Source organism: Pseudomonas sp. SG20052 (genome assembly GCF_031766055.1).
GTDB classification, from domain to species: domain Bacteria; phylum Pseudomonadota; class Gammaproteobacteria; order Pseudomonadales; family Pseudomonadaceae; genus Aquipseudomonas; species Aquipseudomonas mandelii.
This window is the reverse complement of record NZ_CP134498.1, coordinates 4361830-4385059: the sequence shown is the minus strand read 5'-3', so window position 1 is coordinate 4385059 and position 23230 is coordinate 4361830. Positions and strand designations below refer to the sequence as shown.

Here is a 23230-nt window from a genome sequence, read left to right as displayed (position 1 = left end):
GGCTGAGGTTGTTTGCGGTTCAGGCGTAAGATAGCGGTGCTATCCCACCAAAAGGAGCCGCATATGATCGCCGACCAAATGAACAAACAGGCGTCTGAGGGCAAGGCTGTTTGGGATCAATACTTCTGCGCTGCGTTGATTGCGGAAAGCAATCTGACGGCACCCGTTGTCGGAGGGGCTACTCACGAAGACAGGCAGAATCTATTGATTGAAAGGGCCAAAGCGCTCGCCGATAAGATGATGGAAAACAGAAAATAACCAGGGCCCAGCCATCGTGCTGGGCTCTCTGTTTGGCGCTCTAATAGATGCTCAGTTACGACACTGGTCGTTATAGGATTGTTCAAGCTCCACAAAAATAGTGTGGATATTTAAGAACTTATAAAATTAATTAACCGAACGGTCCTCAAAATATATTGTTACAAGTGTCGGTTTTAGGTAAGATTGCTTCGCGTTCACCACCACGGTTTATGCATTTTTAAGTCCCAAGCGTCCATCAGCTGCTTGGGATTTTTTTTTGCCTGAGGTTTGTCCTGGTTCGCTCGAACATCGCAAGGACAGCTCAGCTGCCTGCCTTCACTCTGAAAAAGTTGCCTGTGTGCCGTGCCGCTTCTATGGAGAAGCGCTAAACGCCTCCTGTGCAAACCCGGGCGAATCGCGGTTTTTTGGACTACTACTGACTGGCCAAACTCAAACTCAGTCTGATAGGAGTCAATCGATGCTGGTTCATTGGTCGCTTGCGGCAATTCACTTGCTGGCTTTCGCCTTGGGGTTCTGGGCTGTACTGACGCGGGGAACCGCATTCAGCCGTCTGGCGGCCGGGTCGGGGGAGGCTCGCCGAGTGTTGATGGCCGATAATCTGTGGGGGATCTCTGCCGTCATCCTTTTGATCTCCGGTGGGATGCGGGCCTTCGGTGGGTACGAAAAAGGTACGGATTACTACCTTCACCAGCCATTGTTCCATCTCAAGATGACGCTGTTCGTGCTGATCTTGCTGCTCGAAGTGGCGCCGATGATCACGCTGATCAAATGGCGGGTAGCACTGAGTCGTGGCGCGGCGATCGATACCGGGCGCGCAAAGCTGTTTGCGCGGATCAGTCATATCGAAGGGCTGCTGGTGTTGCTGATGGTGGTGGCGGCCACGGGCATGGCGCGCGGCGTAACGTTTGGTTAGCCGAGTCGGATCACGTTCTTCCTGGGGGATAATCAGAAACGTCTGACAGTCAGGGCAGGGGACGTGTCGTTAATATCGGCTTCACGTTTTTGGCGGGCAGGGGCGAACGGATGGCAATACTACGCTTGAATCTTTAGCCAGCCGTTGTCCGGGACTGAACGGGCTGGCTACTGACTGCAACAGGATTCAGGGAGTTTGCGGCTTGTCTGGAGCGGTCAGGCCAGCCTGAATGCGTTGATAGATTTCTTCGCGATGCACTGCGACGTCTTTCGGCGCGTTGATCCCGATCCGGACTTGCTGGCCGCTCACGCCCAGTATGGTGATCGTAATGTCGTCACCGATATTTATGCTTTCACCGACTTTGCGGGTGAGTATCAGCATGGTCTTCTCCTTGATTGCTTTGTAGGGCACCTGATTCGAACAGTGCAGAGGTCGGTGGTATGTATAGATTAGTGCGAAGTCTCACGGTTTGGGTGCCTCTTTCTGACGCGCAGATGCTGCATTAATTCCCAAGGCGTAACTATACAGAGGCCGCAACCATCATTCTCGTTGTTTTGCGCCCATTTTGCGGCACTCGGGAAGTATTCATGAATGCTAAAATCGCCGCTTTCAGCATTCAGAGGGACACGTTGTGCGCAAAATGGTCTTGGTAATCGCAGTACTGGCGCTGGTTGGGTGCGATCAAGGTAAGGGCGTTGACGCTCAAAAGCCGAAACCGGCAGTCGTTTCCGCGCCTGCGGCAGTCACCGGGCCGCAATGGGATGTCGAAGTGCGAGGCGAAACGCCCCAGGCTGTCAGCGACCTGAGCGGCTGGCTGATCGAGCACAGCTTTGTGTCCAGCATCGTCAAGGAAAACGGCAAGACTCGCATTCTGCTCGGACCATTCAATTCGAAAGCCGAGGCCGAAGCCAAGCAGGCCGAGGTGGCTGCGGCGCTTACCCGCGCCAAGAAACAGAACATCGAAGTGCTGGTGCTTGATCGTCCCGTAGCCCAGTAACAGCCCTTTTCACGCAGGCCTTCCGTCGAAGCCCCTTAAAGGGGATCCACATTGACTCGTCCCTAAGCGTAGTCACTGTCGATTCCCAGAAGGAGCTCTCCATGGCCTCCGCCACCCCTTACAAAATATTCGACGCGGTCCTGGCGCACAAAAAGACCCTCAGCCCACATTTAATGCGCGTGACCCTGGCCGGTCCGATGGTCACCGAAATGGCCACCTGGGCGCCGGATCAGCGCGTCAAACTGTTCTTTCCAGCCGAAGACGGGTCGCCTGCCAGACTGGCTCATGACCAGGATTGGTATGCGCGCTACCGTTCAATGCCGGCCAACCAGCGTCCGGCAATGCGCACTTACACCATCCGGCATCTGCGGGCCGAGCAAGGCGAAGTGGACATCGACTTCGTATTGCACGGTGAAACCGGTCCGGCCTCCCGTTGGGCAATCCGGTCGGGAGTGGGCGAGCCAATCCAGATTGTTGCGCCTGATCGTCAGTTTTCAGCGCAAGACGCGGGAGGTTTCGAATGGAAGCCGCCTCACACGCTCAAGCATCTGTTGCTGGTGGCTGATGCCACGGCATTGCCCGCCGCTCTCGGCATTCTGGACGAGATGGCTGCCTTGGCCGAGCCGCCGACGACTCAGGCATTTTTCGAGGTGGCCAGCGCAGAAGACGCATTGCCGGTTCCTGAATGGCCTGGGTTGTCAGTGCGGTGGCTGGTCCGGGATCATTCCGCCGGTAGGGCAGCAGGTTCGCTGATGGTTGAAGCGGTCCGTGGGGCGGAGCTGCCGGTTACTTCCTCGCAGACTCACGCAACAGTGGAGCTGGCCAAGGTCGATGTCGACCAAGAGATTCTCTGGGAAACATCCGACTCGACCGGTCATGGTTTCTACGGTTGGATCGCCGGGGAAACGATGGCTGTGATGAGCCTGCGCAAGTACTTGATCAAGGAGCGTGGCATCGCTCGGGAGTCACTCAATCTGATGGGTTACTGGCGCTACAACAAAAGCGGCGGATAGAAACGTAAAAAGGCCTCGGGCATGAATACCCGAGGCCTTTTTGGTTTTATGCGGTCGATCAGCCGCAGGCTTTCATGTCCACGGGCCCGACAAACTCATTGCCGCGACCCATCACGCACGCCACGCTCTGGTTGCGCTGACGTTCCCAGGCTTCAACCGGATAGGTCTTGTTCCACGCGTCGTACAGTTGCCGGTCCTGTTTCGACAGGCGCAAACCGTACTGTTTGCTCATGTAGAAATACGTCCGGGCGATCATGCCGCGAATGGAGGGACGGGGCATGACTTTCTTCGCCTTGAAATCGACCTGGGTCAGGCACGAACCGTACTGACCCGATTGCACCGGCAGCCAACCGAAACTGAAGTTACTGCGATCGCCGTTCACTTCGCCGATGCTCGGCACCAGGTTGTGCAGATCAGCCTCGGCCTTTTGATAGACCGGATCGTACCGCGTGCAGTTCTTGCGCCCGCCCTCTTGCCAGCACTGACGCTGATGGCCGATTTGCCAAGCGGGAACAATGTGCTCCCACTCAATGCGGGCGGCGCGCTTGGCGTTCTTGCGCGGCACATACCCACAGGCTGCGAGGTTGACCTTGTTGCCGGTGTATTTACAGCCGCAATAGAACTCGGTGGATTGAGGCGCGTAAAGCTTCCAGGCGACTTTCTTGGCTTCGTTGAAGGTGCGGGGGGCGCCAGCCTGGGCGCCAAGGGTGATGAACAGAAACAGCAAAGCAAACCAGCGGACACTCATTGACTCAATCTTCCTTCGGCACAACCCAGAAAATCTGCACACCGCCATCGTCGCGATAGGCGAGGGTGACGTTGTCGTTCTCATCAATTTCTTCGAGCAATTGCTCCCACTCATCCACAGGCTCGTCCGGTAAACGGAAGATCAGTGCGGCTTTGGCTTTCTGAGCGGTGGGGGAGTTGATGATTTTCTGAACGCGTATGCCCATGCGTTGATAGGCATCAGGAGAAGCAGAGGTGGAGGCCACGGAATTATCCTTATTAAGCTGTACGTGCATACAGTATTTAACTGTAGGCATTTTCGCAACTGCTTAAAATTCAAGAAAATCCTCTGACAGCAGTTTTTTCCATTTGGTGTAGGAAGAAGGGAAAATTTTTATCGGAGTATCAGACGGGGTATGAACCACTCGCCCAGGCTGGCGAGTGGTGAATGCAGTGCCCGACCGGAGTCGGTCGGGCGAGGGCGAATCAGTATTCCCAGAACATCCGTTGCAGCTCTTTGCTGTCGTTGGTCTTGGTCAGCGCGACCATGGCCAGGATGCGGGCTTTTTGCGGGTTCAGGTCATGCGCCACGACCCAGTCGTACTTGTCGTCAGGCTGTTCGGCATTACGCAGGACGAAACCGCCGGCGTTGACGTGGGACGAACGAATGATTTGCACGCCGTCCTTGCGCAGGGCTTGCAGGGCAGGGACCACACGCGAGGAGACCGAACCGTTGCCGGTGCCCGCATGGATGATCGCTTTGGCACCGGATTGAGCCAGTGCCTTGTAGGCCGTGTCGCTGACGTTGCCGTAGGAATAGGCGATTTCGACGTCAGGCAGGCTCTTGATGGTTTTGATGTCGAATTCCGAATCCATGGTGTGACGCTTGGCCGGCAGACGGAACCAGTAGGATTTGCCCTCAACTACCATGCCGAGCGGGCCCCAGGCACTTTTGAATGCCTCGGTTTTGATGTTGATCATTTTGCTGACGTCGCGCCCCGACTGGATCTCATCATTCATGGTCACCAGCACGCCTTTGCCGCGGGCGTCTTTGCTGCTGGCGACGGCGACGGCGTTGTACAGGTTCAGCATGCCGTCAGCCGACATTGCGGTGCCTGGGCGCATGGAGCCGACGACGATGATTGGCTTGTCGGTTTTTTCCACCAGGTTCAGGAAGTACGCGGTTTCTTCCAGGGTGTCGGTGCCGTGGGTGATCACGATCCCGTCGACGTCTTTGCTGTCGGCCAGTTCGGCGACGCGGCGACCCAGTTGCAGCAGGTTGTCGTTGGTGATGCTTTCCGAGGCGATCTGCATGACCTGTTCGCCGCGAACGTTCGCCAACTGGCTGAGCTCCGGAACCCCGGCGATGAGTTGCTCGATGCCGACTTTCGCTGCCTGGTAGGTCGCGCTGTTAGCAGCGCTGGCGCCGGCACCGGCAATGGTGCCGCCGGTGGCGAGGATCACCACGTTGGCCAGTTTCTGTTGGGTTTCGACTTCTTTTGCCTGAAGAGCGGTAGGCAGGAGCAGCAGGAGGGCCAAAGCGCCCGGAATAAAGGTGTTGAAGGCAGATTTCATTATTTTCTCTCTAGTAGTGAGACGGTGCTGATGCAAGTTCATCTAGATACGCCCCAGGCAGATCTGAACGCTTGGGGTCTAGGTGAAGAGCAGGATCTGTACCAGCCCTACGTTGAATGAGAAAAAATTTTAACTGGATGATTTATATCAATATTTACCCAGTGGGTTACCGGCCTTAAACAGCTTCGTGTCCGGGTTTCCGAATTAGTTGAGGTTTCGCGTTCGGCTCTCCGAAAAGGCCTACGACCTCTGGCGAACTCATCGCCTTGCCAGATAGAAAATTGGTGCTAAAGAAACCCGCGCGCAGGTCGATGTCCCTTCAAAGGATTTTTTTTCGGGAGTTCACATGTCTTTTTCTGTCGGTTTTCCAAATGCGGGCGCAATCACCATTGGTGGCAAGACACCGTCGACGATCAATGCCTTGAGCGAAGCGACGGAAGAAGCGTCGACACAGCTGACTGGAAAAGAAGAAAATCAGGTCAGAACCGGTGGTGCTGTTCAAGGCGAAAGCAAATCAGGGAGCAAATCCGAGAGCAAAAGCACTCAAAGTATTGCGGTGCAAGTGCTGCTCAAACGCATGCAGGAACTGCAACAGCAGTTGCGCGAACAACAGCAGCAATTGGCCGCTGCTCAGGCAGCGTCTTATCCAACCGAGGAAGCCAAAGTCACCGCTGTCATGTCGATCCAGGGGCAGATCGCCGAGACCAATGGCGCGTTGGCCCAGGTCACGGGCAATCTGGTGAAAGAATTGGCCAAGGACTCCAGCACTGGCGCGCTGGTCAGCACGACGGCGTGATCTGGTGGGTTGGTTTTTGCCAACCGAGACACAAAACAGGTCGTTGACAAATCACAGCAGGGTTCGCATAGTTCGGTCTACGCAAACGTTTGCGCGTTGTTCTTGATGGCTCGTCCATTGTCGGACGCCATGAAGCTTACGCCAGCGCAAGCGTTGCTCACAATAATCATAAGATCGGAGTGAACCCATGAAGCTGCCATTCGCTGGACGTCTTCTTGCTGTCGCTATGCTGGCCGCCGCATCCGCCGCGCTGCCTGTCTCTTCGGCTTTCGCCGAGACTCCTGAAAAACCCAAAGTCGCACTGGTCATGAAGTCCCTGGCCAACGAGTTCTTCCTGACCATGGAAGACGGTGCCAAGGCTTATCAGAAAGACCATTCCGGCGATTTCGAGCTGATCTCCAACGGCATCAAGGACGAAACGGATACTGCGGGCCAGACGCGCATCGTCGAGCAAATGATTCTGGCCAAGGTCAATGCGCTGGTCATCGCGCCGGCTGACTCCAAGGCCATGGTTCCCGTGATCAAGAAAGCCATCGATGCCGGTATCACCGTGATCAACATCGATAACCAGCTCGACCCGGCCGTGGTCAAAAGCAAGAACATCACCGTCCCGTTCGTAGGCCCGGATAACCGCAAAGGCGCTCGTCTGGTCGGCGAGTATCTGGCCAAGCAGCTGAAGGCCGGTGACGAAGTCGGCATCATTGAAGGTGTGTCCACCACCACCAACGCCCAGGCCCGCACCGCAGGCTTCAAGGACGCGATGGAAGCGGCGCAGATCAAGGTCGTCTCGTTGCAGTCCGGTGACTGGGAGATCGACAAGGGCAACAAGGTTGCCGCCTCGATCCTCAGCGAATACCCGGACATCAAAGCCCTGCTGGCCGGCAACGACAGCATGGCCGTCGGTGCCGTTTCCGCCGTGCGTGCGGCAGGCAAGGCCGGCAAGGTGCAAGTGGTCGGTTACGACAACATCAACGCCATCAAGCCAATGTTGAAAGACGGCCGCGTCCTGGCGACCGCTGACCAGTTTGCCGCCAGGCAAGCCGTGTTCGGTATCGAGACTGCGCTGAAAATCATCAAGGGCGAGAAGGTCGACAGCGGCGCCAACGGCGTGATCGAAACGCCGGTAGAACTGGTCACCAAGTAACCCTTCTGGCGACACAACGGCGCTCGCCCGTCCGGGCGAGCGCATGGAGAGTTTTATGTCAGTTTCCGCCCCGAACGCTGTCCTCTCGGTCAGCGGCATCGGCAAGACCTACGCCCAACCCGTCCTGACCGGCATTGACCTGACGCTGATGCGCGGTGAAGTGCTGGCGCTGACCGGCGAGAACGGTGCCGGCAAGAGCACGCTGTCGAAAATCATTGGCGGGCTGGTCACGCCGACCACCGGCCACATGCAATTTCAGGGGCAGGAATACCGCCCTGGCAGCCGCACCCAGGCCGAAGACCTGGGCATCCGCATGGTCATGCAAGAACTCAATCTGTTGCCGACCCTGTCAGTGGCGGAAAATCTGTTTCTCGACAACCTTCCCAGCAATGGCGGCTGGATCAGCCGCAAACAACTGCGCAAAGCCGCGATCGAGGCCATGGCCCAGGTAGGGCTCGACGCGATCGACCCGGACACCCTGGTCGGCGAACTCGGCATCGGCCACCAACAAATGGTCGAGATCGCGCGCAATCTGATCGGCGATTGCCATGTGCTGATCCTCGACGAACCGACGGCCATGTTGACCGCCCGTGAAGTCGAGATGCTGTTCGAGCAGATCACCCGCCTGCAAGCTCGGGGCGTGTCGATCATCTACATCTCCCACCGGCTCGAAGAACTGGCGCGGGTCGCCCAGCGCATTGCGGTGTTGCGTGACGGCAACCTGGTCTGCGTCGAGCCGATGGCCAATTACAACAGCGAGCAACTGGTCACGTTGATGGTCGGCCGTGAACTCGGCGAACACATCGACCTGGGGCCGCGCAACATTGGCGCTCCCGCCTTGACGGTCAGAGGGCTGACTCGCTCGGACAAAGTTCGCGACGTGTCCTTCGAAGTCCGCGCCGGTGAGATCTACGGGATTTCCGGATTGATCGGGGCAGGGCGCACCGAGTTGCTGCGTCTGATCTTCGGTGCCGACACCGCGGACAGTGGCACCGTTGCGCTGGGGTCACCGGCTCAGGTAGTGAGCATCGGCTCGCCGGCCGATGCGGTCGGTCACGGCATCGCCCTGATCACCGAGGACCGCAAAGGCGAAGGCCTGCTGCTGACCCAGTCGATCAGCGCCAACATCGCGCTGGGCAACATGCCGGTGATTTCCAGTGGCGGCATCGTCAACAACGCTGACGAAATGTCCCTGGCCCAACGTCAGATCGACGCCATGCGCATCCGCAGTTCGAGCCCGACGCAACTGGTTTCCGAGCTGTCGGGTGGCAACCAGCAGAAGGTCGTGATCGGCCGTTGGCTGGAGCGTGACTGTTCGGTAATGCTGTTCGATGAACCGACCCGTGGCATCGATGTGGGCGCCAAGTTCGACATCTATGCGCTGCTCGGTGAACTGACCCGGCAGGGCAAGGCGCTGGTGGTGGTGTCCAGCGACCTGCGTGAACTGATGCTGATCTGCGACCGGATCGGCGTGTTGTCGGCGGGGCGCCTGATCGACACTTTCGAGCGCGACAGCTGGACCCAGGATGATTTGCTTGCTGCCGCGTTCGCCGGCTACCAAAAACGTGATGCGTTGCTCAACGAAGCAGCGCCTAGGGATCTTCCATGAAAACTGCATCTCCTGCCGGCAAACGTAGTGGCAATTTCTACGGCCTGGGCACCTATCTGGGCCTGGCCGGTGCCTTGCTGGCGATGGTTGCGCTGTTCTCGGTATTGAGCAGCCACTTCCTGTCCTACGACACCTTCAGCACCCTGGCCAACCAGATTCCCGATTTGATGGTGCTGGCGGTCGGCATGACGTTCGTGCTGATCATCGGCGGTATCGACCTGTCGGTCGGCTCGGTGTTGGCGCTCGCAGCGTCGGCCGTCAGCGTGGCGATTCTTGGCTGGGGCTGGAGCGTCCTGCCTGCAGCGCTGCTCGGCATGGCGATCGCGGCATTGGCCGGGACCATCACCGGATCGATCACCGTGGCGTGGCGAATTCCGTCGTTCATCGTGTCCCTTGGCGTGCTGGAAATGGCCCGTGGCGTGGCGTATCAGATGACCGGCTCGCGCACGGCTTACATCGGTGACGCCTTTGCCTGGCTGTCCAACCCGATTGCCTTTGGCATCTCGCCGTCGTTCATCATTGCCTTGCTGATCATCATCATCGCCCAGGCCGTGCTGACCCGTACCGTGTTCGGCCGCTACCTGATCGGCATCGGCACCAACGAAGAAGCGGTGCGTCTGGCCGGGATCAATCCAAAACCCTACAAGATCCTGGTATTCAGTCTGATGGGGCTGTTGGCCGGTATTGCCGCGCTGTTTCAGATTTCCCGTCTGGAAGCGGCGGACCCGAATGCCGGCTCCGGTTTGGAGCTGCAAGTGATCGCCGCGGTGGTGATCGGTGGCACCAGTCTGATGGGCGGCCGTGGTTCGGTGATCAGCACCTTCTTCGGGGTTCTGATCATTTCCGTACTGGCGGCGGGCCTGGCGCAGATCGGCGCGACCGAGCCGACCAAACGCATCATCACCGGCGCAGTGATCGTGGTGGCGGTGGTGCTTGATACTTATCGCAGTCAGCGCGCAAGCCGGCGGACCTGAGTCATGGCAACGATCAAGGATGTAGCGGCACTCGCGGGGATTTCCTACACCACGGTGTCCCATGTGGTGAACAAGACCCGGCCGGTCAGCGAAGAGGTACGGATCAAAGTCGAGGCGGCGATCAAGACCCTGGACTACGTGCCGAGCGCCGTGGCCCGTTCATTGAAAGCCAAGACCACGGCGACCATCGGTTTGCTGGTGCCTAACAGCCTCAACCCGTACTTCGCTGAACTGGCCCGTGGCATTGAGGATTACTGCGAGCGTAACGGCTATTGCGTGATCCTCTGCAACTCCGACGACAACCCGGACAAACAGCGCAGTTACCTGCGCGTGCTGCTGGAAAAACGCATCGACGGGTTGATCGTGGCCTCGGCCGGTGGCGACGCGGGGCTGGCAGAAGGTCTCGCCGGCGTGCGCACACCGATGGTCATCGTCGACCGCGGGCTGGAAGGTGTAAATGCCGACCTGGTGCGTATCGATCACGAATACGGTGCCTACCTGGCCACCCGGCATCTGCTGGAGCTGGGCCACCGGGACATTGCCACCATCGGTGGCCCGGCAGGTACCAGTGTGGCGCAGATGCGTCTGGCCGGTTATTGCCGAGCCTTGAAAGAGGCGGGGGTGGAAGTGCATCGCGAGCGCATGCTGGAAAGTGACTTCACCAGCACTGGCGGTTACAACGCCGCCGCGATTCTGCTGGAAAAGAACCCGCCCAGCGCGATCTTCGCCGGCAACGACATGATTGGCATTGGCGTGTTGCGAGCGGCTGCCGAGCGCAATGTGCGTGTGCCGACAGAACTGTCGGTGATCGGCTTCGACGATATCCAGATGAGCCGTTATGTCTACCCGGCGCTGACCACCGTGGGCCAGTCGATCCTGCAACTCGGTGAGATGGCGGCCGAGGTTCTGTTACGACGAATCGCAACACCCGACATGGCCACCGATCAGCGGATCGTGACGCCCAGTATTGTCCTGCGAGAATCGACTGCGCCGCTTGCCGGTGTGTTCGACGAATACCGCTGAAACCGAATTGACGAGTAGTGATGTATGCCAGCAAAAGTAGTGGTGATAGGCAGCCTGAACATGGACCTGGTGACCCGGGCTCCACGGCTGCCCCGTGGCGGTGAGACGCTGATCGGGCAGTCGTTTGCCACGGTTTCCGGCGGCAAGGGCGCGAACCAGGCGGTCGCCGCGGCGCGGCTGGGGGCGCAGGTGTCGATGGTCGGTTGTGTCGGCAGCGATGCTTACGGTGAAGAACTGCGCGGGGCTCTGATGGTCGAGCAGATCGACTGCCAGGCCGTCAGCACTGTCGAGGGTTCCAGCGGCGTGGCATTGATTGTGGTCGATGACAACAGCCAGAACGCAATCGTGATCGTCGCCGGTGCCAATGGTGCGCTGACGCCACAGGTGATCGACCGGTTCGATGCCGTGTTGCAGGCGGCGGACGTGATTATTTGTCAGCTGGAAGTGCCGGATGCCACGGTGGGTCACGCCCTCAAGCGCGGCCGTGAGCTGGGCAAAATCGTGATCCTCAACCCGGCGCCGGCCAGTCGTCCGCTGCCAGCAGATTGGTATGCGTCCATCGATTACCTGATTCCCAATGAAAGCGAGGCCTCGGCGCTGAGCGGTTTGCCGGTTGACTCCCTTGCGTCCGCCGAAACCGCCGCAACCCGATTGATCGCACTGGGTGCCGGTAAGGTCATCATCACCCTGGGTGCTCAAGGGTCAATGTTCGCCAACGGTACAGGCTTCGAACATTTCCCGGCACCGACGGTGAAGGCTGTCGATACCACGGCGGCCGGCGATACCTTCGTCGGCGGTTTTGCTGCCGCGCTGGCGTCCGGCAAAACCGAGGCTGAAGCGATCCGTTTCGGCCAGGTAGCCGCGGCGCTTTCAGTCACCCGTGCCGGCGCACAACCCTCGATTCCCACCTTGTCCGATGTACAGGCGTTCAAAACACCATGAAAAAGACACCTTTGCTCAACGTCGCGCTGTCTCGGCTGATCGCTTCCCTGGGGCACGGCGACATGGTCGTGATCGGCGATGCCGGCCTGCCCGTACCGCCGGGCGTCGAACTGATCGACCTGGCCCTGACCCAGGGTATTCCGGATTTCGTCAGCACCTTGAACGTCGTGCTCAGCGAAATGCAGGTTGAGCGCCATGTGCTGGCCGAGGAAATTCTGGACAAACAACCACCCGCCTTGCGCTCTCTGGATGAACTGAATGCCAAAGGCGCGCTGGGCCAGCGTGAGCTGCTCAGCCATGAACAATTCAAAGTCCTCAGTCGACAGGCGCGAGCGATTGTCCGTACCGGCGAATGTGCGCCGTACTGCAACATCGTGCTGGTCTCGGGGGTGACCTTCTGACCCGCTGTACACAATCTGTTTCCCCACGCACAAGGAGTGCGATATGCACCGCTATGCTCAGAAACTGCACCACCTGCTCCGGAGTTTGCTGCTTTTGTCCCTGATTACTGCAACATGCGCCCAGGCTGCGGAAAAGATCGATTTGATCATCGACACCGATCCGGGTGCCGACGACGTCGTCGCTTTGCTGTTTGCGTTGGCGTCGCCGGAAGAATTGAATATCCGTGCGCTGACCACCGTCGCGGGCAACGTGCGACTGGACAAGACTTCGCGAAATGCGCGACTGGCCCGTGAGTGGGCGGGGCGCGAGGAGGTGCCGGTCTACGCAGGCGCACCGAAACCGTTGATGCGCACACCGATTTATGCCGAGAACATCCATGGCAAGGAAGGCTTGTCGGGCGTCACCGTGCACGAGCCGAAGAAAGGCCTGGCCGAAGGCAATGCGGTCGAGTACCTGATCGACACTTTGAAGGCCGCCAAGCCTCACAGCATCACCATCGCCATGCTCGGTCTGCAGACCAACCTGGCCCTGGCGCTGATCCAGGAACCTGAAATCGTTCAGGGCATCAAGGAAGTGGTGATCATGGGGGGAGCGCATTTCAACGGCGGCAACATCACCCCGGTGGCCGAGTTCAACCTGTTCGCCGACCCGCAGGCTGCGGAAGTGGTGCTCAAGAGCGGCGTGAAGCTGACCTATCTGCCGCTGGACGTGACCCACAAGATCCTCACCAGTGAGGCGCGCCTGAAGCAGATCGCCGCGATCAACAACAACGCCAGCAAGCTGGTGGGCGATATTCTCAATGAGTACGTCAAAGGCGACATGGAACACTACGGCATTCCGGGTGGCCCGGTGCATGACGCCACCGTCATCGCCTACCTGCTCAAGCCTGAATTGTTCACCGGTCGCTCGGTCAATGTGGTCGTTGATAGCCGCGAAGGCCCGACCTTCGGTCAAACCATCGTCGACTGGTATGACGGCCTGAAGGCGCCGAAGATTGCATTCTGGGTAGAAAGCGGCGACGCCCAGGGTTTCTTCGACTTGCTTACCCAGCGTCTGGCTCGTCTGAAGTAAGTTTCACACCCGCAGGTTCCAGCCTGCGGGTTTTACGCCCGCTCGTTCTCTGTCAAGCCCATATAGCCGGCGGGGTATTTTTCGAATATCTGCGCGATGAATTTCCTGGCCGCTTCAGTTCCCAGTTCCTTGACCAATAGATCGATGCCAATGATTGCGAACTCTTCCGGGCTGCCTGGGCTGTAAGAGCTGTGACCCTGCGGCCACTTGACGGTGATGTTGGCGTCGATGCTTATGGTGGACATGATGGCGCTCGTGAAGTCGGGAAAGTCTGAGTGTCGAGTTAACCATTTTGCGCGGCGTTTGGCACTCCGACTTAGGCATGAGAGGAGGGCTATGCGACACTTGGTCTTTGACGAATTTTCAAGGACCGTGCTGTGCAGATCGATTTGAACACGCCCGACGGCTTGACCCTCAAGGCGGTGCACCAGTTACTGGCTTCTGCCAGTGATGACGAGCATACGCAACTGCGGGTGACCAAGGCTGGCGTTGCCTATATTTCATCGGGTGTTGTGGGCGGCACCGATATCAACGGACTACTGTTTCGGCTGGAGACGTGGGCCAAGGGCTCCGGTTACGTAGGCTTGGTCGCAGCAAGCGATGAGGTCTGGGTCATGCAGATCTTCAATGCGCTGAAAGAGAACTGGCCGAACCCGCCGTTCGATTACATCGACGTCTATTGAGGGCTGTTCATATTCAGTCACGATTGAGTGATGAACGGCGCGGCGATGCTCAGGCAAACTCGCCGCTCGTGCGGTTCCAGGGCAGAGTGATGGCACTCACCTTGAAACCAAATGCCGGATTGGCGGTCGCAATATCTCAGTTTAACTATTGGAAAAAAGGAGGCTTCATGCCTTGGAAGCTCGCGTCATTGGGTACTTTGTTCGCCGTCACTTTGCTGGCTGGTTGCAGTAGCACGTCCTCCGAGTCGGCGGCAGACCCTGTAGCGACGTCTGACACAGGTCACAGCCGTTGTGAGGCAAAGGCAGCCGAATTCGCCATCGGCAAACCGGCTTCGCCCGCACTGTTGGAGCAGGCACGTACCCGCGCAGGCGCACAGAACGCACGGTTCCTGTCGCCTAACGATATGGTGACGCTGGAATACCGCTCCGATCGTCTGAACCTCAACACCGATGCCAGCCGGGTGGTCACCCGCGTCAACTGCGGCTGATCGCTTCAGGCTTTTGCTTCACCCATAAAAAACCCCGTCACATGGACGGGGTTTTTTTAGTGCGGCTGAAAATTACTCAGCGCGGACTTGTGCAGCTTGCATACCCTTTTGGCCTTTCTCAGCCACGAAGGAAACGGTTTGGCCTTCTTTCAGGCTTTTGAAACCGTCGCTTTCGATAGCTTTGAAGTGTACGAACAGGTCGTCACCGCCACCTTGAGGAGTGATGAAGCCGAAGCCTTTTTCATCGTTGAACCATTTAACGGTGCCGGTTTGGCGATTAGACATGGTGTATCTCCAAGAAACATATATTTTCAGTAGTGCTGTGCTGCTCAGGCCAACTGGGCACACCGGGGTATCATAGTCGAAATGTTCGCTTTGGGAGCCCCCCGGACGTGCTGTTTGCCGTGCAGTCGCGTTCCGTTTGCTGCTTGATGTAGCTGAAAGCCCCGTTTTACAAGGCTTTCAGCCGAAAGTAAAGACGATAAAAAAACCTGTAAAACCTGCATAAATTGTACGAAAAAGCTCAAATGCAGCGGTTTTTATCAGCGATAAGCCGAGTCAAAAGGACTTTTTTGTCACTTCTTCGCCGGTGTATTGGCCTTGCATTTGGCTATCTGACCCAGAGCTTTCTGCTGCAATTCCGGGCTGGCCTTATTGTCCATCAATGCCTGGATATCGCCAGCCGGATACGATTTGATCGCATCAGCACCGCAAGCGCAGTGGGCCTTCGCTGCAGCCGCACCGATCTGTGGAGTCGCAGCCTCTGTGCATTGAGTCATGTATTTTTCGCGCTCGCCCTTGGGCCAATCGGCGTGGGCAGCCAGTGGCAGCAACAGAACGATGGGGGCGACTACTGCGAACAAACGATTCAGACGCATGCTGGGATGCTCCTTGTGGGTCAATGTCTTGTTATCTGAGGGGTAAAGCGGGGTTCAAGTTCAGCACTCTGGCATAAATTGCGAGATTTGCCCCGGCATAAGCCTCGTTGCATCGATGACCGTTCATCTGTGCTAGCATGCCTCGCTCGGGCTTTTGCGGGCTCCGGATGACCTTCAGTCCCGGTGGCGGCAACGGCGCGAATAACCCTGATTTGAATCCCAGTCACTCTGGTTCGGTTTTCCGGTTGGCCGCAAGGCTCCTGCCGCTGTAAGGCAGGCGTTCGTCATTGAATGGCCTGGATCGGATCTTGTACTGGCTCATCCCAACCCACGTGACCTTTGGTAGGGGTCACCACTAGGAGAGGAGGCGCCATGCCAACTATTACTCTTCCCGACGGCAGTCAACGTTCATTCGATCACCCGGTTTCCGTAGCCGAGGTCGCCGCATCCATTGGTGCAGGTCTAGCCAAGGCCACCGTGGCCGGCAAGGTCAATGGCAAGCTGGTCGACGCCTGCGACATCATCGACAGCGATTCCACGCTGCAAATCATTACGCCAAAGGATGAAGAGGGGCTGGAGATCATTCGCCACTCTTGCGCCCACCTGGTTGGCCACGCGGTCAAGCAGCTGTACCCGACCGCCAAGATGGTCATCGGTCCGGTCATCGACGAAGGCTTCTATTACGACATCGCCTTCGAACGTCCTTTCACTCCGGACGACCTGGCAGCCATCGAACAGCGCATGCAGCAGCTGATCGAGAAAGATTACGACGTGATCAAGAAAGTCACTCCGCGCGCCGAAGTGATCGAAGTGTTCAAGGCCCGCGGCGAAGACTACAAGCTGCGCCTGGTCGAGGACATGCCGAACGAGCAGGCCATGGGCCTGTACTATCACGAAGAATACGTCGACATGTGCCGTGGTCCGCACGTGCCGAATACGCGCTTCCTGAAATCCTTCAAGTTGACCAAGTTGTCCGGCGCCTACTGGCGTGGCGATGCCAAGAACGAGCAGTTGCAGCGCGTTTACGGCACCGCTTGGGCGGACAAGAAGCAGCTGGCGGCTTACATCCAGCGCATCGAAGAAGCTGAAAAGCGCGATCACCGCAAGATCGGCAAGCGCCTGGGCCTGTTTCATACCCAGGAAGAGTCGCCGGGCATGGTGTTCTGGCACCCGAACGGCTGGACTTTGTATCAAGTGCTCGAGCAGTACATGCGCAAGGTTCAGCGCGACAACGGCTATCTGGAGATCAAAACTCCACAAGTCGTTGACCGCAGCCTGTGGGAGAAATCCGGGCACTGGGCCAACTACGCCGACAACATGTTCACCACGCAGTCGGAAAACCGCGACTACGCGATCAAGCCGATGAACTGCCCTTGCCATGTGCAAGTGTTCAATCAAGGCCTGAAGAGCTATCGCGAGTTGCCGATGCGTCTGGCCGAATTCGGTGCTTGCCACCGTAACGAGCCATCGGGTGCGCTGCACGGCATCATGCGTGTGCGTGCGTTCACTCAGGACGATGCCCACATCTTCTGCACTGAAGAGCAGATGCAGGCCGAATCCGCCGCTTTTATCAAGCTGACCATGGACGTTTATGCCGACTTCGGCTTTAAAGACGTCGAAATGAAGCTGTCCACTCGTCCGGAAAAACGTGTTGGTTCCGACGAACTGTGGGATCGCGCCGAAGCCGCATTGGCTGCAGCCCTTGATAGCGCTGGCTTGCCCTATGATTTGCAGCCGGGCGAAGGTGCGTTCTACGGTCCGAAGATCGAGTTCTCGCTGAAAGATTGCCTCGGCCGTGTCTGGCAGTGTGGTACCCTTCAGCTCGATTTTAACCTGCCTGTCCGTCTGGGAGCCGAATACGTCTCCGAAGACAACAGTCGAAAGCACCCGGTGATGTTGCACCGGGCGATCCTAGGATCCTTCGAACGTTTCGTCGGAATCCTGATCGAGCACTACGAGGGTGCATTCCCTGCGTGGCTGGCTCCGACCCAGGCAGTGATCATGAATATCACTGACAAACAGGCCGATTTTGCCGCCGAGGTCGAAAAAACCCTCAACGAAAGCGGATTTCGTGCCAAGTCTGACTTGAGAAATGAAAAGATCGGCTTTAAAATCCGCGAGCATACTTTGCTCAAGGTTCCTTATCTCTTGGTTATCGGAGATCGGGAAGTCGAGATGCAGACTGTCGCTGTGCGTACTCGTGAAGGTGCTGACCTGGGCTCGATGCCCGTCGCCCAGTTCGCTGAGTTTCTCGCGCAAGCGGTTTCCCGGCGTGGTCGCCCAGATTCGGAGTAATTACTATTAAGCGTGAAATGAGACAAGATAAACGAGCTGCACCGAAAGCCCCGATCAACGAGAATATCTCGGCACGCGAGGTTCGGTTAATTGGGGCTGAAGGTGAACAGCTTGGGATTGTGTCAATTGAAGACGCGCTTCTTAAGGCTGAAGAGGCCAAACTGGATTTGGTGGAAATTTCCGCCGATGCAGTACCCCCTGTTTGCAAACTGATGGACTACGGCAAATCGATCTTCGAGAAGAAGAAGCAGATTGCCGCGGCCAAGAAAAACCAGAAGCAGATTCAGGTTAAAGAAATCAAGTTTCGTCCAGGGACGGAGGAAGGGGATTACCAGGTAAAACTGCGCAACCTGGTACGTTTCCTGAGTGATGGGGACAGGGCCAAGGTATCCTTGCGATTCCGCGGCCGTGAGATGGCCCACCAGGAGCTGGGGATGGAACTCCTCAAGCGAGTTGAAGGTGACTTGCTCGAGTACGGTTCGGTCGAACAGCATCCTAAGATGGAAGGACGCCAGCTGATCATGGTCATCGCCCCGAAAAAGAAGAAGTAATCATCAGGGCACGGCAGGCCTTCTGATTATGTTTATCAACTGAATGCGGAGTATCCGAACATGCCAAAAATGAAAACGAAAAGTGGTGCTGCTAAGCGGTTTCTGAAAACTGCTAACGGTATCAAGCACAAGCACGCTTTCAAGAGCCACATTCTGACTAAAATGTCGACCAAGCGTAAGCGTCAACTGCGCGGTAGCAGCTTGCTGCATCCGTCTGACGTGGCAAAAGTCGAGCGCATGCTGCGCCTTCGTTAATTTTAGTCAAGAATAGAGGAAGTAACTCATGGCTCGTGTAAAGCGTGGCGTCATTGCCCGTAAACGTCACAAAAAAATTCTGAAACTTGCTAAAGGCTACTACGGCGCTCGCTCGCGCGTATTCCGTGTTGCCAAGCAAGCGGTAATCAAGGCAGGCCAATACGCCTACCGTGACCGTCGTCAGAAAAAACGTCAGTTCCGCGCTCTGTGGATCGCTCGTATCAACGCTGGTGCACGTATCAACGGTCTGTCCTACAGCCGTTTCATCGCCGGCCTGAAAAAGGCGTCCATCGAGATCGACCGTAAGGTTCTGGCTGATCTGGCAGTGAACGAAAAAGCGGCGTTTGCTGCGATTGTCGAGAAAGCTAAAGCCACCTTGGCTTAAGTACCCCCGACAGTCACCCGGTCTCACCTCTGTGGGGCCAGGTGTTAAACGTCATAAATAGGGGAAGAGCCTTCAAGCTCTTCCCCTATTTTGTATCTGGAGTCTGTACATGGAAAACCTGGACGCGCTCGTCTCTCAAGCACTAGAGGCTGTGCAAAGCGCTGAAGATATCAATGCCCTGGAGCAAATCCGGGTTCACTACCTTGGCAAGAAGGGTGAATTGACTCAGGTGATGAAGACCCTGGGGAATTTGCCGGCAGAAGAGCGTCCGCAAGTCGGCGCCCTGATCAACGTTGCCAAGGAGCGTGTCACAGAGGTTCTCAATGCCCGCAAGGCGCTGTTTGAAGAGGCCGATCTGGCCGCCAAACTGTCTGCCGAGTCCATTGACGTGACCCTGCCTGGCCGCGGCCAGACCTCGGGTGGCCTGCATCCGGTTACTCGTACTCTGGAACGTATCGAACAGTTCTTCACCCACATCGGCTACGGCATCGCCGAAGGTCCTGAGGTCGAAGACGACTACCACAACTTCGAAGCGCTCAACATCCCAGGCCATCACCCGGCCCGGTCGATGCATGACACTTTCTATTTCAATGCCAACATGTTGCTGCGCACCCATACCTCGCCGGTACAGGTCCGCACCATGGAATCGAAACAACCACCGATCCGCATCGTCTGCCCAGGCCGTGTGTACCGTAGCGACTCCGATATCACCCACTCGCCGATGTTCCACCAGGTCGAAGGCCTGCTGGTCGACCGCGACATCAACTTCGCCGACCTCAAAGGGACCATCGAAGAGTTCCTGCGCGTGTTCTTCGAAAAAGAGCTGGCCGTGCGTTTCCGTCCTTCGTACTTCCCGTTCACCGAGCCGTCCGCTGAAGTCGACATGGAATGCGTGATGTGCAGCGGCAAAGGCTGCCGCGTCTGCAAACAGACGGGCTGGCTGGAAGTCATGGGCTGCGGGATGGTTCACCCGAACGTGCTGCGCATGTCCGGAATCGACCCGGAAGAGTTTTCGGGCTTTGCCTTCGGCATGGGCGTTGAGCGTCTGGCCATGCTGCGTTACGGCGTGAATGACTTGCGTCTGTTCTTCGACAACGACTTGCGGTTCCTCGCGCAATTTCGCTAGTCGTAACGAATTCTTAGGAGAGCAGGATGAAATTCAGTGAACAATGGCTGCGTGGCTGGGTAAGCCCGCAGGTAAGTCGCGACGAGCTGGTTGCCCGTCTGTCGATGGCCGGTCTTGAGGTCGATAGCGTTACGCTGGCCGCCGGTGAATTCAGTGGCGTGGTCGTGGGTGAGGTGCTGAGCACCGAGCAGCACCCGGACGCCGACAAGTTGCGCGTTTGCCAGGTCAGCAATGGCTCGGAAACCTTCCAGGTTGTGTGCGGAGCGCCAAACGTGCGCCCTGGCCTTAAGATCCCGTTCGCCATGATCGGTGCCGAACTGCCAGGCGACTTCAAAATCAAGAAAGCCAAGCTGCGTGGCGTTGAGTCCAACGGCATGCTGTGCTCGCAAGCCGAGCTGCAAGTCGGCGAAGGCAACGATGGCCTGATGGAATTGCCGGCGGATGCGCCGGTCGGTCTGGATATTCGCGAGTACCTGAGCCTGGACGATGCCAGCATCGAGGTTGACCTGACCCCGAACCGCGGCGATTGCCTGTCCCTGGCCGGTCTGGCCCGTGAAGTCGGCGCGCTGTATGACGCTGAAGTCACCCGTCCGGTGGTGGCTGTCGTGCCCGCCGTGCATGACGAAGTGCGATCGATCGAAGTGCTGGCGCCAGCCGCTTGCCCGCGTTACCTGGGTCGTGTGATCCGTAACGTCGATCTGTCCAAGCCTACGCCGCTGTGGATGGTCGAGCGCTTGCGTCGTGGCGACGTGCGCAGCATCGACGCTGCCGTGGACATCACCAACTACGTGATGCTTGAGCTGGGTCAGCCGCTGCACGCGTTCGATCTCGCTGAAATCAATGGCGGCATCCGCGTGCGCATGGCCGAAGAAGGCGAGAAGCTGGTACTGCTCGACGGCCAGGAAGTCAGCCTGCGTAGCGATACGCTGGTGATTGCCGACCATACCCGCGCCTTGGCCATCGCCGGCGTCATGGGGGGCGAGCACAGTGGCGTCAACACCGCGACCACGCGTGATGTATTCCTGGAAAGTGCGTTCTTCGATCAGATTGCCGTCGCTGGTAAGGCTCGTTCTTACGGCCTGCACACTGATGCTTCGCACCGCTACGAGCGTGGCGTGGATTGGCAATTGGCCCGCGAAGCCATGGAGCGCGCCACTGGCCTGCTGTTGGAAATCACTGGCGGCGAAGCTGGCCCGATCATCGAAACCGTCAGCGAACAGCACCTGCCGAAGATTGCTCCGGTCACCCTGCGTGCGCAGCGCATCACTCAGATGCTGGGCATGGAAATGGAGTCGGCCGAAGTCGAGCGTCTGCTCAGCGGCCTGGGCCTGAAGATTGCTGCAGATGGAGCAGGGCAGTGGCGCGTTGAAGTGCCAAGCCACCGCTTCGACATCAGCCTGGAAGTCGATCTGATCGAAGAGCTGGCCCGTCTGTACGGCTACAACCGTCTGCCGGTTCGCTACCCGCAAGCCCGTCTGGCGCCGCAAGCCAAGGCCGAAGCGCGCAGCGATCTGCCTGAACTGCGTCGTCTGCTGGTGGCTCGTGGTTATCAGGAAGCGATCACTTACAGCTTCATTGATCCGAAACAATTCGAGTTGTTTAATCCGGGTGTCGAGCCGCTGCTGCTGGCTAACCCGATTTCCAACGACATGGCTGCCATGCGTTCGTCCTTGTGGCCCGGTCTGGTCAAGGCGCTTCAGCACAACCTGAACCGTCAACAGGATCGCGTCCGTCTGTTCGAAAGCGGCCTGCGTTTTGTCGGTCAGCTGGAAGGCCTGAAGCAAGAGCCGATGATTGCGGGTGTTGTTTGCGGTAGCCGTCTGCCGGAAGGCTGGGCTCAGGGTCGCGATGTCGTGGATTTCTTCGACGTCAAAGCCGACGTGGAAGCGGTGCTGGGCTTTGCCGGTGCGCTGGATTCGTTCACTTTCGTGCCGGGCAAACACCCTGCGTTGCACCCGGGTCAAACCGCGCGCATCGAACGAGAAGGTCGTCTGGTTGGCTTCGTCGGCGCTATCCACCCTGAGTTGTCAAAAACCCTCGGTCTCGACCGTCCGGTTTTCGTCTTCGAGCTGGTTCTGGCCGAAGTGGCATTGGGAAAAATGCCAAAATTCCAGGAGTTATCACGCTTTCCTGAAGTGCGTCGTGACCTGGCACTGATTGCGTCCACAGACGTTGCGGCCAGTGCCGTACTGGATGTAATCCGTGAAAATGCAGGCGAATGGCTCACAGACCTCAGGCTATTTGACGTGTATCAGGGTAAAGGCATTGATCCTGATAGAAAAAGCCTTGCAGTCGGCTTGACCTGGCAGCATCCATCGCGCACTCTTAATGACGATGAGGTGAATACCACGACGCAAAACATCCTCACCTCGCTCGAACAAAGGTTGAACGCCACGTTAAGGAAGTGACGTATGGGGGCTCTGACGAAAGCTGAGATGGCGGAACGTCTGTATGAAGAGCTGGGCCTGAATAAACGGGAGGCCAAGGAATTGGTCGAACTGTTTTTTGAAGAAATCAGGCACGCTCTTGAAGACAACGAACAAGTCAAATTGTCCGGTTTCGGCAATTTCGACCTTCGGGACAAACGCCAGCGGCCTGGCCGCAATCCGAAAACGGGTGAAGAAATCCCGATCACGGCTCGCCGTGTGGTCACCTTTCGTCCAGGGCAGAAGTTGAAGGCCCGAGTTGAGGCTTATGCTGGAACCAAGTCATAACGACGAGCTACCCGTCATCCCAGGCAAACGCTACTTCACCATTGGTGAAGTCAGCGAGCTGTGTGCCGTAAAACCGCACGTGCTGCGCTATTGGGAGCAGGAGTTTCCTCAACTCAACCCCGTCAAACGCCGCGGAAACCGCCGGTATTATCAGCGACAAGACGTGCTGATGATCCGGCAGATCCGCGCGCTTCTTTATGATCAAGGGTTCACCATCGGCGGCGCGCGCTTGCGTTTATCCGGCGATGAAGCCAAAGACGACACCACCCAATACAAACAGATGATTCGGCAGATGATTGCTGAGTTGGAAGATGTGTTGGTTGTCCTCAAGAAATAATTTCCTGCATTTGAATACTTCCAGTTTTCAAAAGCTTGCGATATATTCTTGAGCGTTCTTCGAGAAGAGGAACGA

General features: G+C 57.5%; 29 protein-coding genes. 22 read left to right on the top strand and 7 right to left on the bottom strand.

What is annotated here, in order from left to right:
- The first annotated feature begins 63 nt into the window (after positions 1 to 63).
- Both RHP74_RS20140 and RHP74_RS20135 read left to right on the top strand, forming a co-directional pair.
- Positions 64 to 258, top strand: coding sequence for a hypothetical protein (locus RHP74_RS20140; protein WP_010455982.1), 195 nt, complete (start codon positions 64 to 66; stop codon positions 256 to 258).
- Between the two features lie 457 nt (positions 259 to 715).
- Positions 716 to 1171 carry a DUF2214 family protein gene (locus RHP74_RS20135; RefSeq protein ID WP_077748036.1) on the top strand — a complete coding sequence of 152 codons (456 nt, stop codon included), beginning with the start codon at positions 716 to 718 and terminating at the stop codon, positions 1169 to 1171.
- A 186-nt stretch (positions 1172 to 1357) separates the two neighbouring features.
- On the opposite strand, the gene csrA is transcribed toward RHP74_RS20135, so the two are convergent.
- Positions 1358 to 1552: a carbon storage regulator CsrA gene (gene csrA / locus RHP74_RS20130; RefSeq protein WP_007938114.1), complete on the bottom strand. Its 195-nt coding sequence runs from the start codon at positions 1550 to 1552 to the stop codon at positions 1358 to 1360.
- A 250-nt stretch (positions 1553 to 1802) separates the two neighbouring features.
- Here csrA and RHP74_RS20125 point away from each other — a divergent pair, with 250 nt between their 5' ends.
- Entirely contained in the window at positions 1803 to 2168 is a 366-nt protein-coding gene (locus RHP74_RS20125; RefSeq protein WP_311096177.1) for an SPOR domain-containing protein, read from the top strand.
- Between the two features lie 101 nt (positions 2169 to 2269).
- Positions 2270 to 3181, top strand: coding sequence for a siderophore-interacting protein (locus RHP74_RS20120; RefSeq protein WP_311096176.1), 912 nt, complete (start codon positions 2270 to 2272; stop codon positions 3179 to 3181).
- Between the two features lie 58 nt (positions 3182 to 3239).
- On the opposite strand, the gene RHP74_RS20115 is transcribed toward RHP74_RS20120, so the two are convergent.
- The 3 genes from RHP74_RS20115 to RHP74_RS20105 all read right to left on the bottom strand — a co-directional run bounded on the left by RHP74_RS20115 (position 3240) and on the right by RHP74_RS20105 (position 5482).
- Entirely contained in the window at positions 3240 to 3929 is a 690-nt protein-coding gene (locus RHP74_RS20115; protein WP_010455967.1) for an endonuclease, read from the bottom strand.
- A gap of 4 nt (positions 3930 to 3933) precedes the next feature.
- Positions 3934 to 4224, bottom strand: a complete 291-nt coding sequence (locus RHP74_RS20110; RefSeq protein WP_042932723.1) for a DUF1654 domain-containing protein — start codon at positions 4222 to 4224, stop codon at positions 3934 to 3936.
- Positions 4225 to 4393: 169 nt separating this feature from the next.
- Complete coding sequence (locus tag RHP74_RS20105) at positions 4394 to 5482, bottom strand: asparaginase (RefSeq protein WP_010455963.1); 1089 nt, start codon at positions 5480 to 5482, stop codon at positions 4394 to 4396.
- Positions 5483 to 5828: 346 nt separating this feature from the next.
- Here RHP74_RS20105 and RHP74_RS20100 point away from each other — a divergent pair, with 346 nt between their 5' ends.
- The 8 genes from RHP74_RS20100 (at position 5829) to RHP74_RS20065 (ending at position 13443) form a co-directional block, all read left to right on the top strand.
- The gene (locus tag RHP74_RS20100) at positions 5829 to 6278 is read left to right on the top strand and encodes a hypothetical protein (RefSeq protein ID WP_102595442.1); all 450 of its coding nucleotides are present in this window, start codon (positions 5829 to 5831) and stop codon (positions 6276 to 6278) included.
- A gap of 187 nt (positions 6279 to 6465) precedes the next feature.
- The gene (locus tag RHP74_RS20095; protein WP_311096175.1) at positions 6466 to 7422 is read left to right on the top strand and encodes a sugar ABC transporter substrate-binding protein; all 957 of its coding nucleotides are present in this window, start codon (positions 6466 to 6468) and stop codon (positions 7420 to 7422) included.
- A 55-nt stretch (positions 7423 to 7477) separates the two neighbouring features.
- Positions 7478 to 9031, top strand: coding sequence for a sugar ABC transporter ATP-binding protein (locus tag RHP74_RS20090; protein WP_154912763.1), 1554 nt, complete (start codon positions 7478 to 7480; stop codon positions 9029 to 9031).
- The gene (locus tag RHP74_RS20085) at positions 9028 to 10005 is read left to right on the top strand and encodes an ABC transporter permease (RefSeq protein ID WP_102595445.1); all 978 of its coding nucleotides are present in this window, start codon (positions 9028 to 9030) and stop codon (positions 10003 to 10005) included. Before RHP74_RS20090 ends, RHP74_RS20085 begins: the two co-directional genes overlap by 4 nt.
- A 3-nt stretch (positions 10006 to 10008) precedes the next feature.
- Positions 10009 to 11028, top strand: coding sequence for a LacI family DNA-binding transcriptional regulator (locus RHP74_RS20080; RefSeq protein WP_010455951.1), 1020 nt, complete (start codon positions 10009 to 10011; stop codon positions 11026 to 11028).
- Positions 11029 to 11052: 24 nt separating this feature from the next.
- The gene (gene rbsK, locus RHP74_RS20075) at positions 11053 to 11970 is read left to right on the top strand and encodes a ribokinase (protein WP_221106670.1); all 918 of its coding nucleotides are present in this window, start codon (positions 11053 to 11055) and stop codon (positions 11968 to 11970) included.
- Positions 11967 to 12371: a D-ribose pyranase gene (gene rbsD / locus RHP74_RS20070; RefSeq protein ID WP_102595446.1), complete on the top strand. Its 405-nt coding sequence runs from the start codon at positions 11967 to 11969 to the stop codon at positions 12369 to 12371. Before rbsK ends, rbsD begins: the two co-directional genes overlap by 4 nt.
- A 43-nt stretch (positions 12372 to 12414) precedes the next feature.
- On the top strand, positions 12415 to 13443 hold the full coding sequence (locus RHP74_RS20065; RefSeq protein ID WP_311096174.1) for a nucleoside hydrolase: 1029 nt from the start codon (positions 12415 to 12417) through the stop codon (positions 13441 to 13443).
- Positions 13444 to 13475: 32 nt separating this feature from the next.
- On the opposite strand, the gene RHP74_RS20060 is transcribed toward RHP74_RS20065, so the two are convergent.
- Positions 13476 to 13688, bottom strand: coding sequence for a hypothetical protein (locus tag RHP74_RS20060; protein WP_010455943.1), 213 nt, complete (start codon positions 13686 to 13688; stop codon positions 13476 to 13478).
- Positions 13689 to 13820: 132 nt separating this feature from the next.
- Between RHP74_RS20060 and RHP74_RS20055 the strand changes: the two genes are divergently transcribed.
- Both RHP74_RS20055 and RHP74_RS20050 read left to right on the top strand, forming a co-directional pair.
- Positions 13821 to 14126, top strand: coding sequence for a hypothetical protein (locus RHP74_RS20055; protein WP_288111213.1), 306 nt, complete (start codon positions 13821 to 13823; stop codon positions 14124 to 14126).
- Positions 14127 to 14293: 167 nt separating this feature from the next.
- Positions 14294 to 14614 carry an I78 family peptidase inhibitor gene (locus RHP74_RS20050; RefSeq protein WP_077748043.1) on the top strand — a complete coding sequence of 107 codons (321 nt, stop codon included), beginning with the start codon at positions 14294 to 14296 and terminating at the stop codon, positions 14612 to 14614.
- Positions 14615 to 14686: 72 nt separating this feature from the next.
- On the opposite strand, the gene RHP74_RS20045 is transcribed toward RHP74_RS20050, so the two are convergent.
- Entirely contained in the window at positions 14687 to 14899 is a 213-nt protein-coding gene (locus RHP74_RS20045) for a cold-shock protein (protein WP_007905882.1), read from the bottom strand.
- A 290-nt stretch (positions 14900 to 15189) separates the two neighbouring features.
- Positions 15190 to 15492, bottom strand: coding sequence for a hypothetical protein (locus RHP74_RS20040; RefSeq protein ID WP_083376301.1), 303 nt, complete (start codon positions 15490 to 15492; stop codon positions 15190 to 15192).
- 372 nt (positions 15493 to 15864) lie between these two features.
- On the opposite strand from RHP74_RS20040, the gene thrS reads away from it, so the two are divergent.
- From thrS to RHP74_RS20000, 8 genes are all read left to right on the top strand, one after another.
- A complete protein-coding gene (gene thrS / locus RHP74_RS20035) occupies positions 15865 to 17787 on the top strand; it encodes a threonine--tRNA ligase (protein ID WP_311096173.1) in 1923 nt (640 codons plus the stop codon).
- Positions 17787 to 18338 carry a translation initiation factor IF-3 gene (gene infC, locus RHP74_RS20030; protein WP_169857083.1) on the top strand — a complete coding sequence of 184 codons (552 nt, stop codon included), beginning with the start codon at positions 17787 to 17789 and terminating at the stop codon, positions 18336 to 18338. The genes thrS and infC overlap by 1 nt, the downstream gene beginning before the upstream one ends.
- Positions 18339 to 18398: 60 nt before the next feature.
- Positions 18399 to 18593 (top strand): 50S ribosomal protein L35, encoded by a 195-nt coding sequence (gene rpmI, locus RHP74_RS20025; protein ID WP_002553160.1) that lies wholly within the window; start codon positions 18399 to 18401, stop codon positions 18591 to 18593.
- A gap of 28 nt (positions 18594 to 18621) precedes the next feature.
- The gene (gene rplT / locus RHP74_RS20020) at positions 18622 to 18978 is read left to right on the top strand and encodes a 50S ribosomal protein L20 (RefSeq protein ID WP_007905879.1); all 357 of its coding nucleotides are present in this window, start codon (positions 18622 to 18624) and stop codon (positions 18976 to 18978) included.
- 109 nt (positions 18979 to 19087) lie between these two features.
- A complete protein-coding gene (gene pheS, locus RHP74_RS20015) occupies positions 19088 to 20104 on the top strand; it encodes a phenylalanine--tRNA ligase subunit alpha (RefSeq protein ID WP_007905876.1) in 1017 nt (338 codons plus the stop codon).
- A gap of 26 nt (positions 20105 to 20130) precedes the next feature.
- Positions 20131 to 22512 carry a phenylalanine--tRNA ligase subunit beta gene (gene pheT, locus RHP74_RS20010; protein ID WP_083376302.1) on the top strand — a complete coding sequence of 794 codons (2382 nt, stop codon included), beginning with the start codon at positions 20131 to 20133 and terminating at the stop codon, positions 22510 to 22512.
- Between the two features lie 3 nt (positions 22513 to 22515).
- Positions 22516 to 22818 carry an integration host factor subunit alpha gene (gene ihfA / locus RHP74_RS20005; RefSeq protein WP_002553164.1) on the top strand — a complete coding sequence of 101 codons (303 nt, stop codon included), beginning with the start codon at positions 22516 to 22518 and terminating at the stop codon, positions 22816 to 22818.
- Positions 22799 to 23155, top strand: a complete 357-nt coding sequence (locus RHP74_RS20000; protein WP_003179985.1) for a MerR family transcriptional regulator — start codon at positions 22799 to 22801, stop codon at positions 23153 to 23155. The genes ihfA and RHP74_RS20000 overlap by 20 nt, the downstream gene beginning before the upstream one ends.
- Positions 23156 to 23230 lie beyond the last annotated feature (75 nt).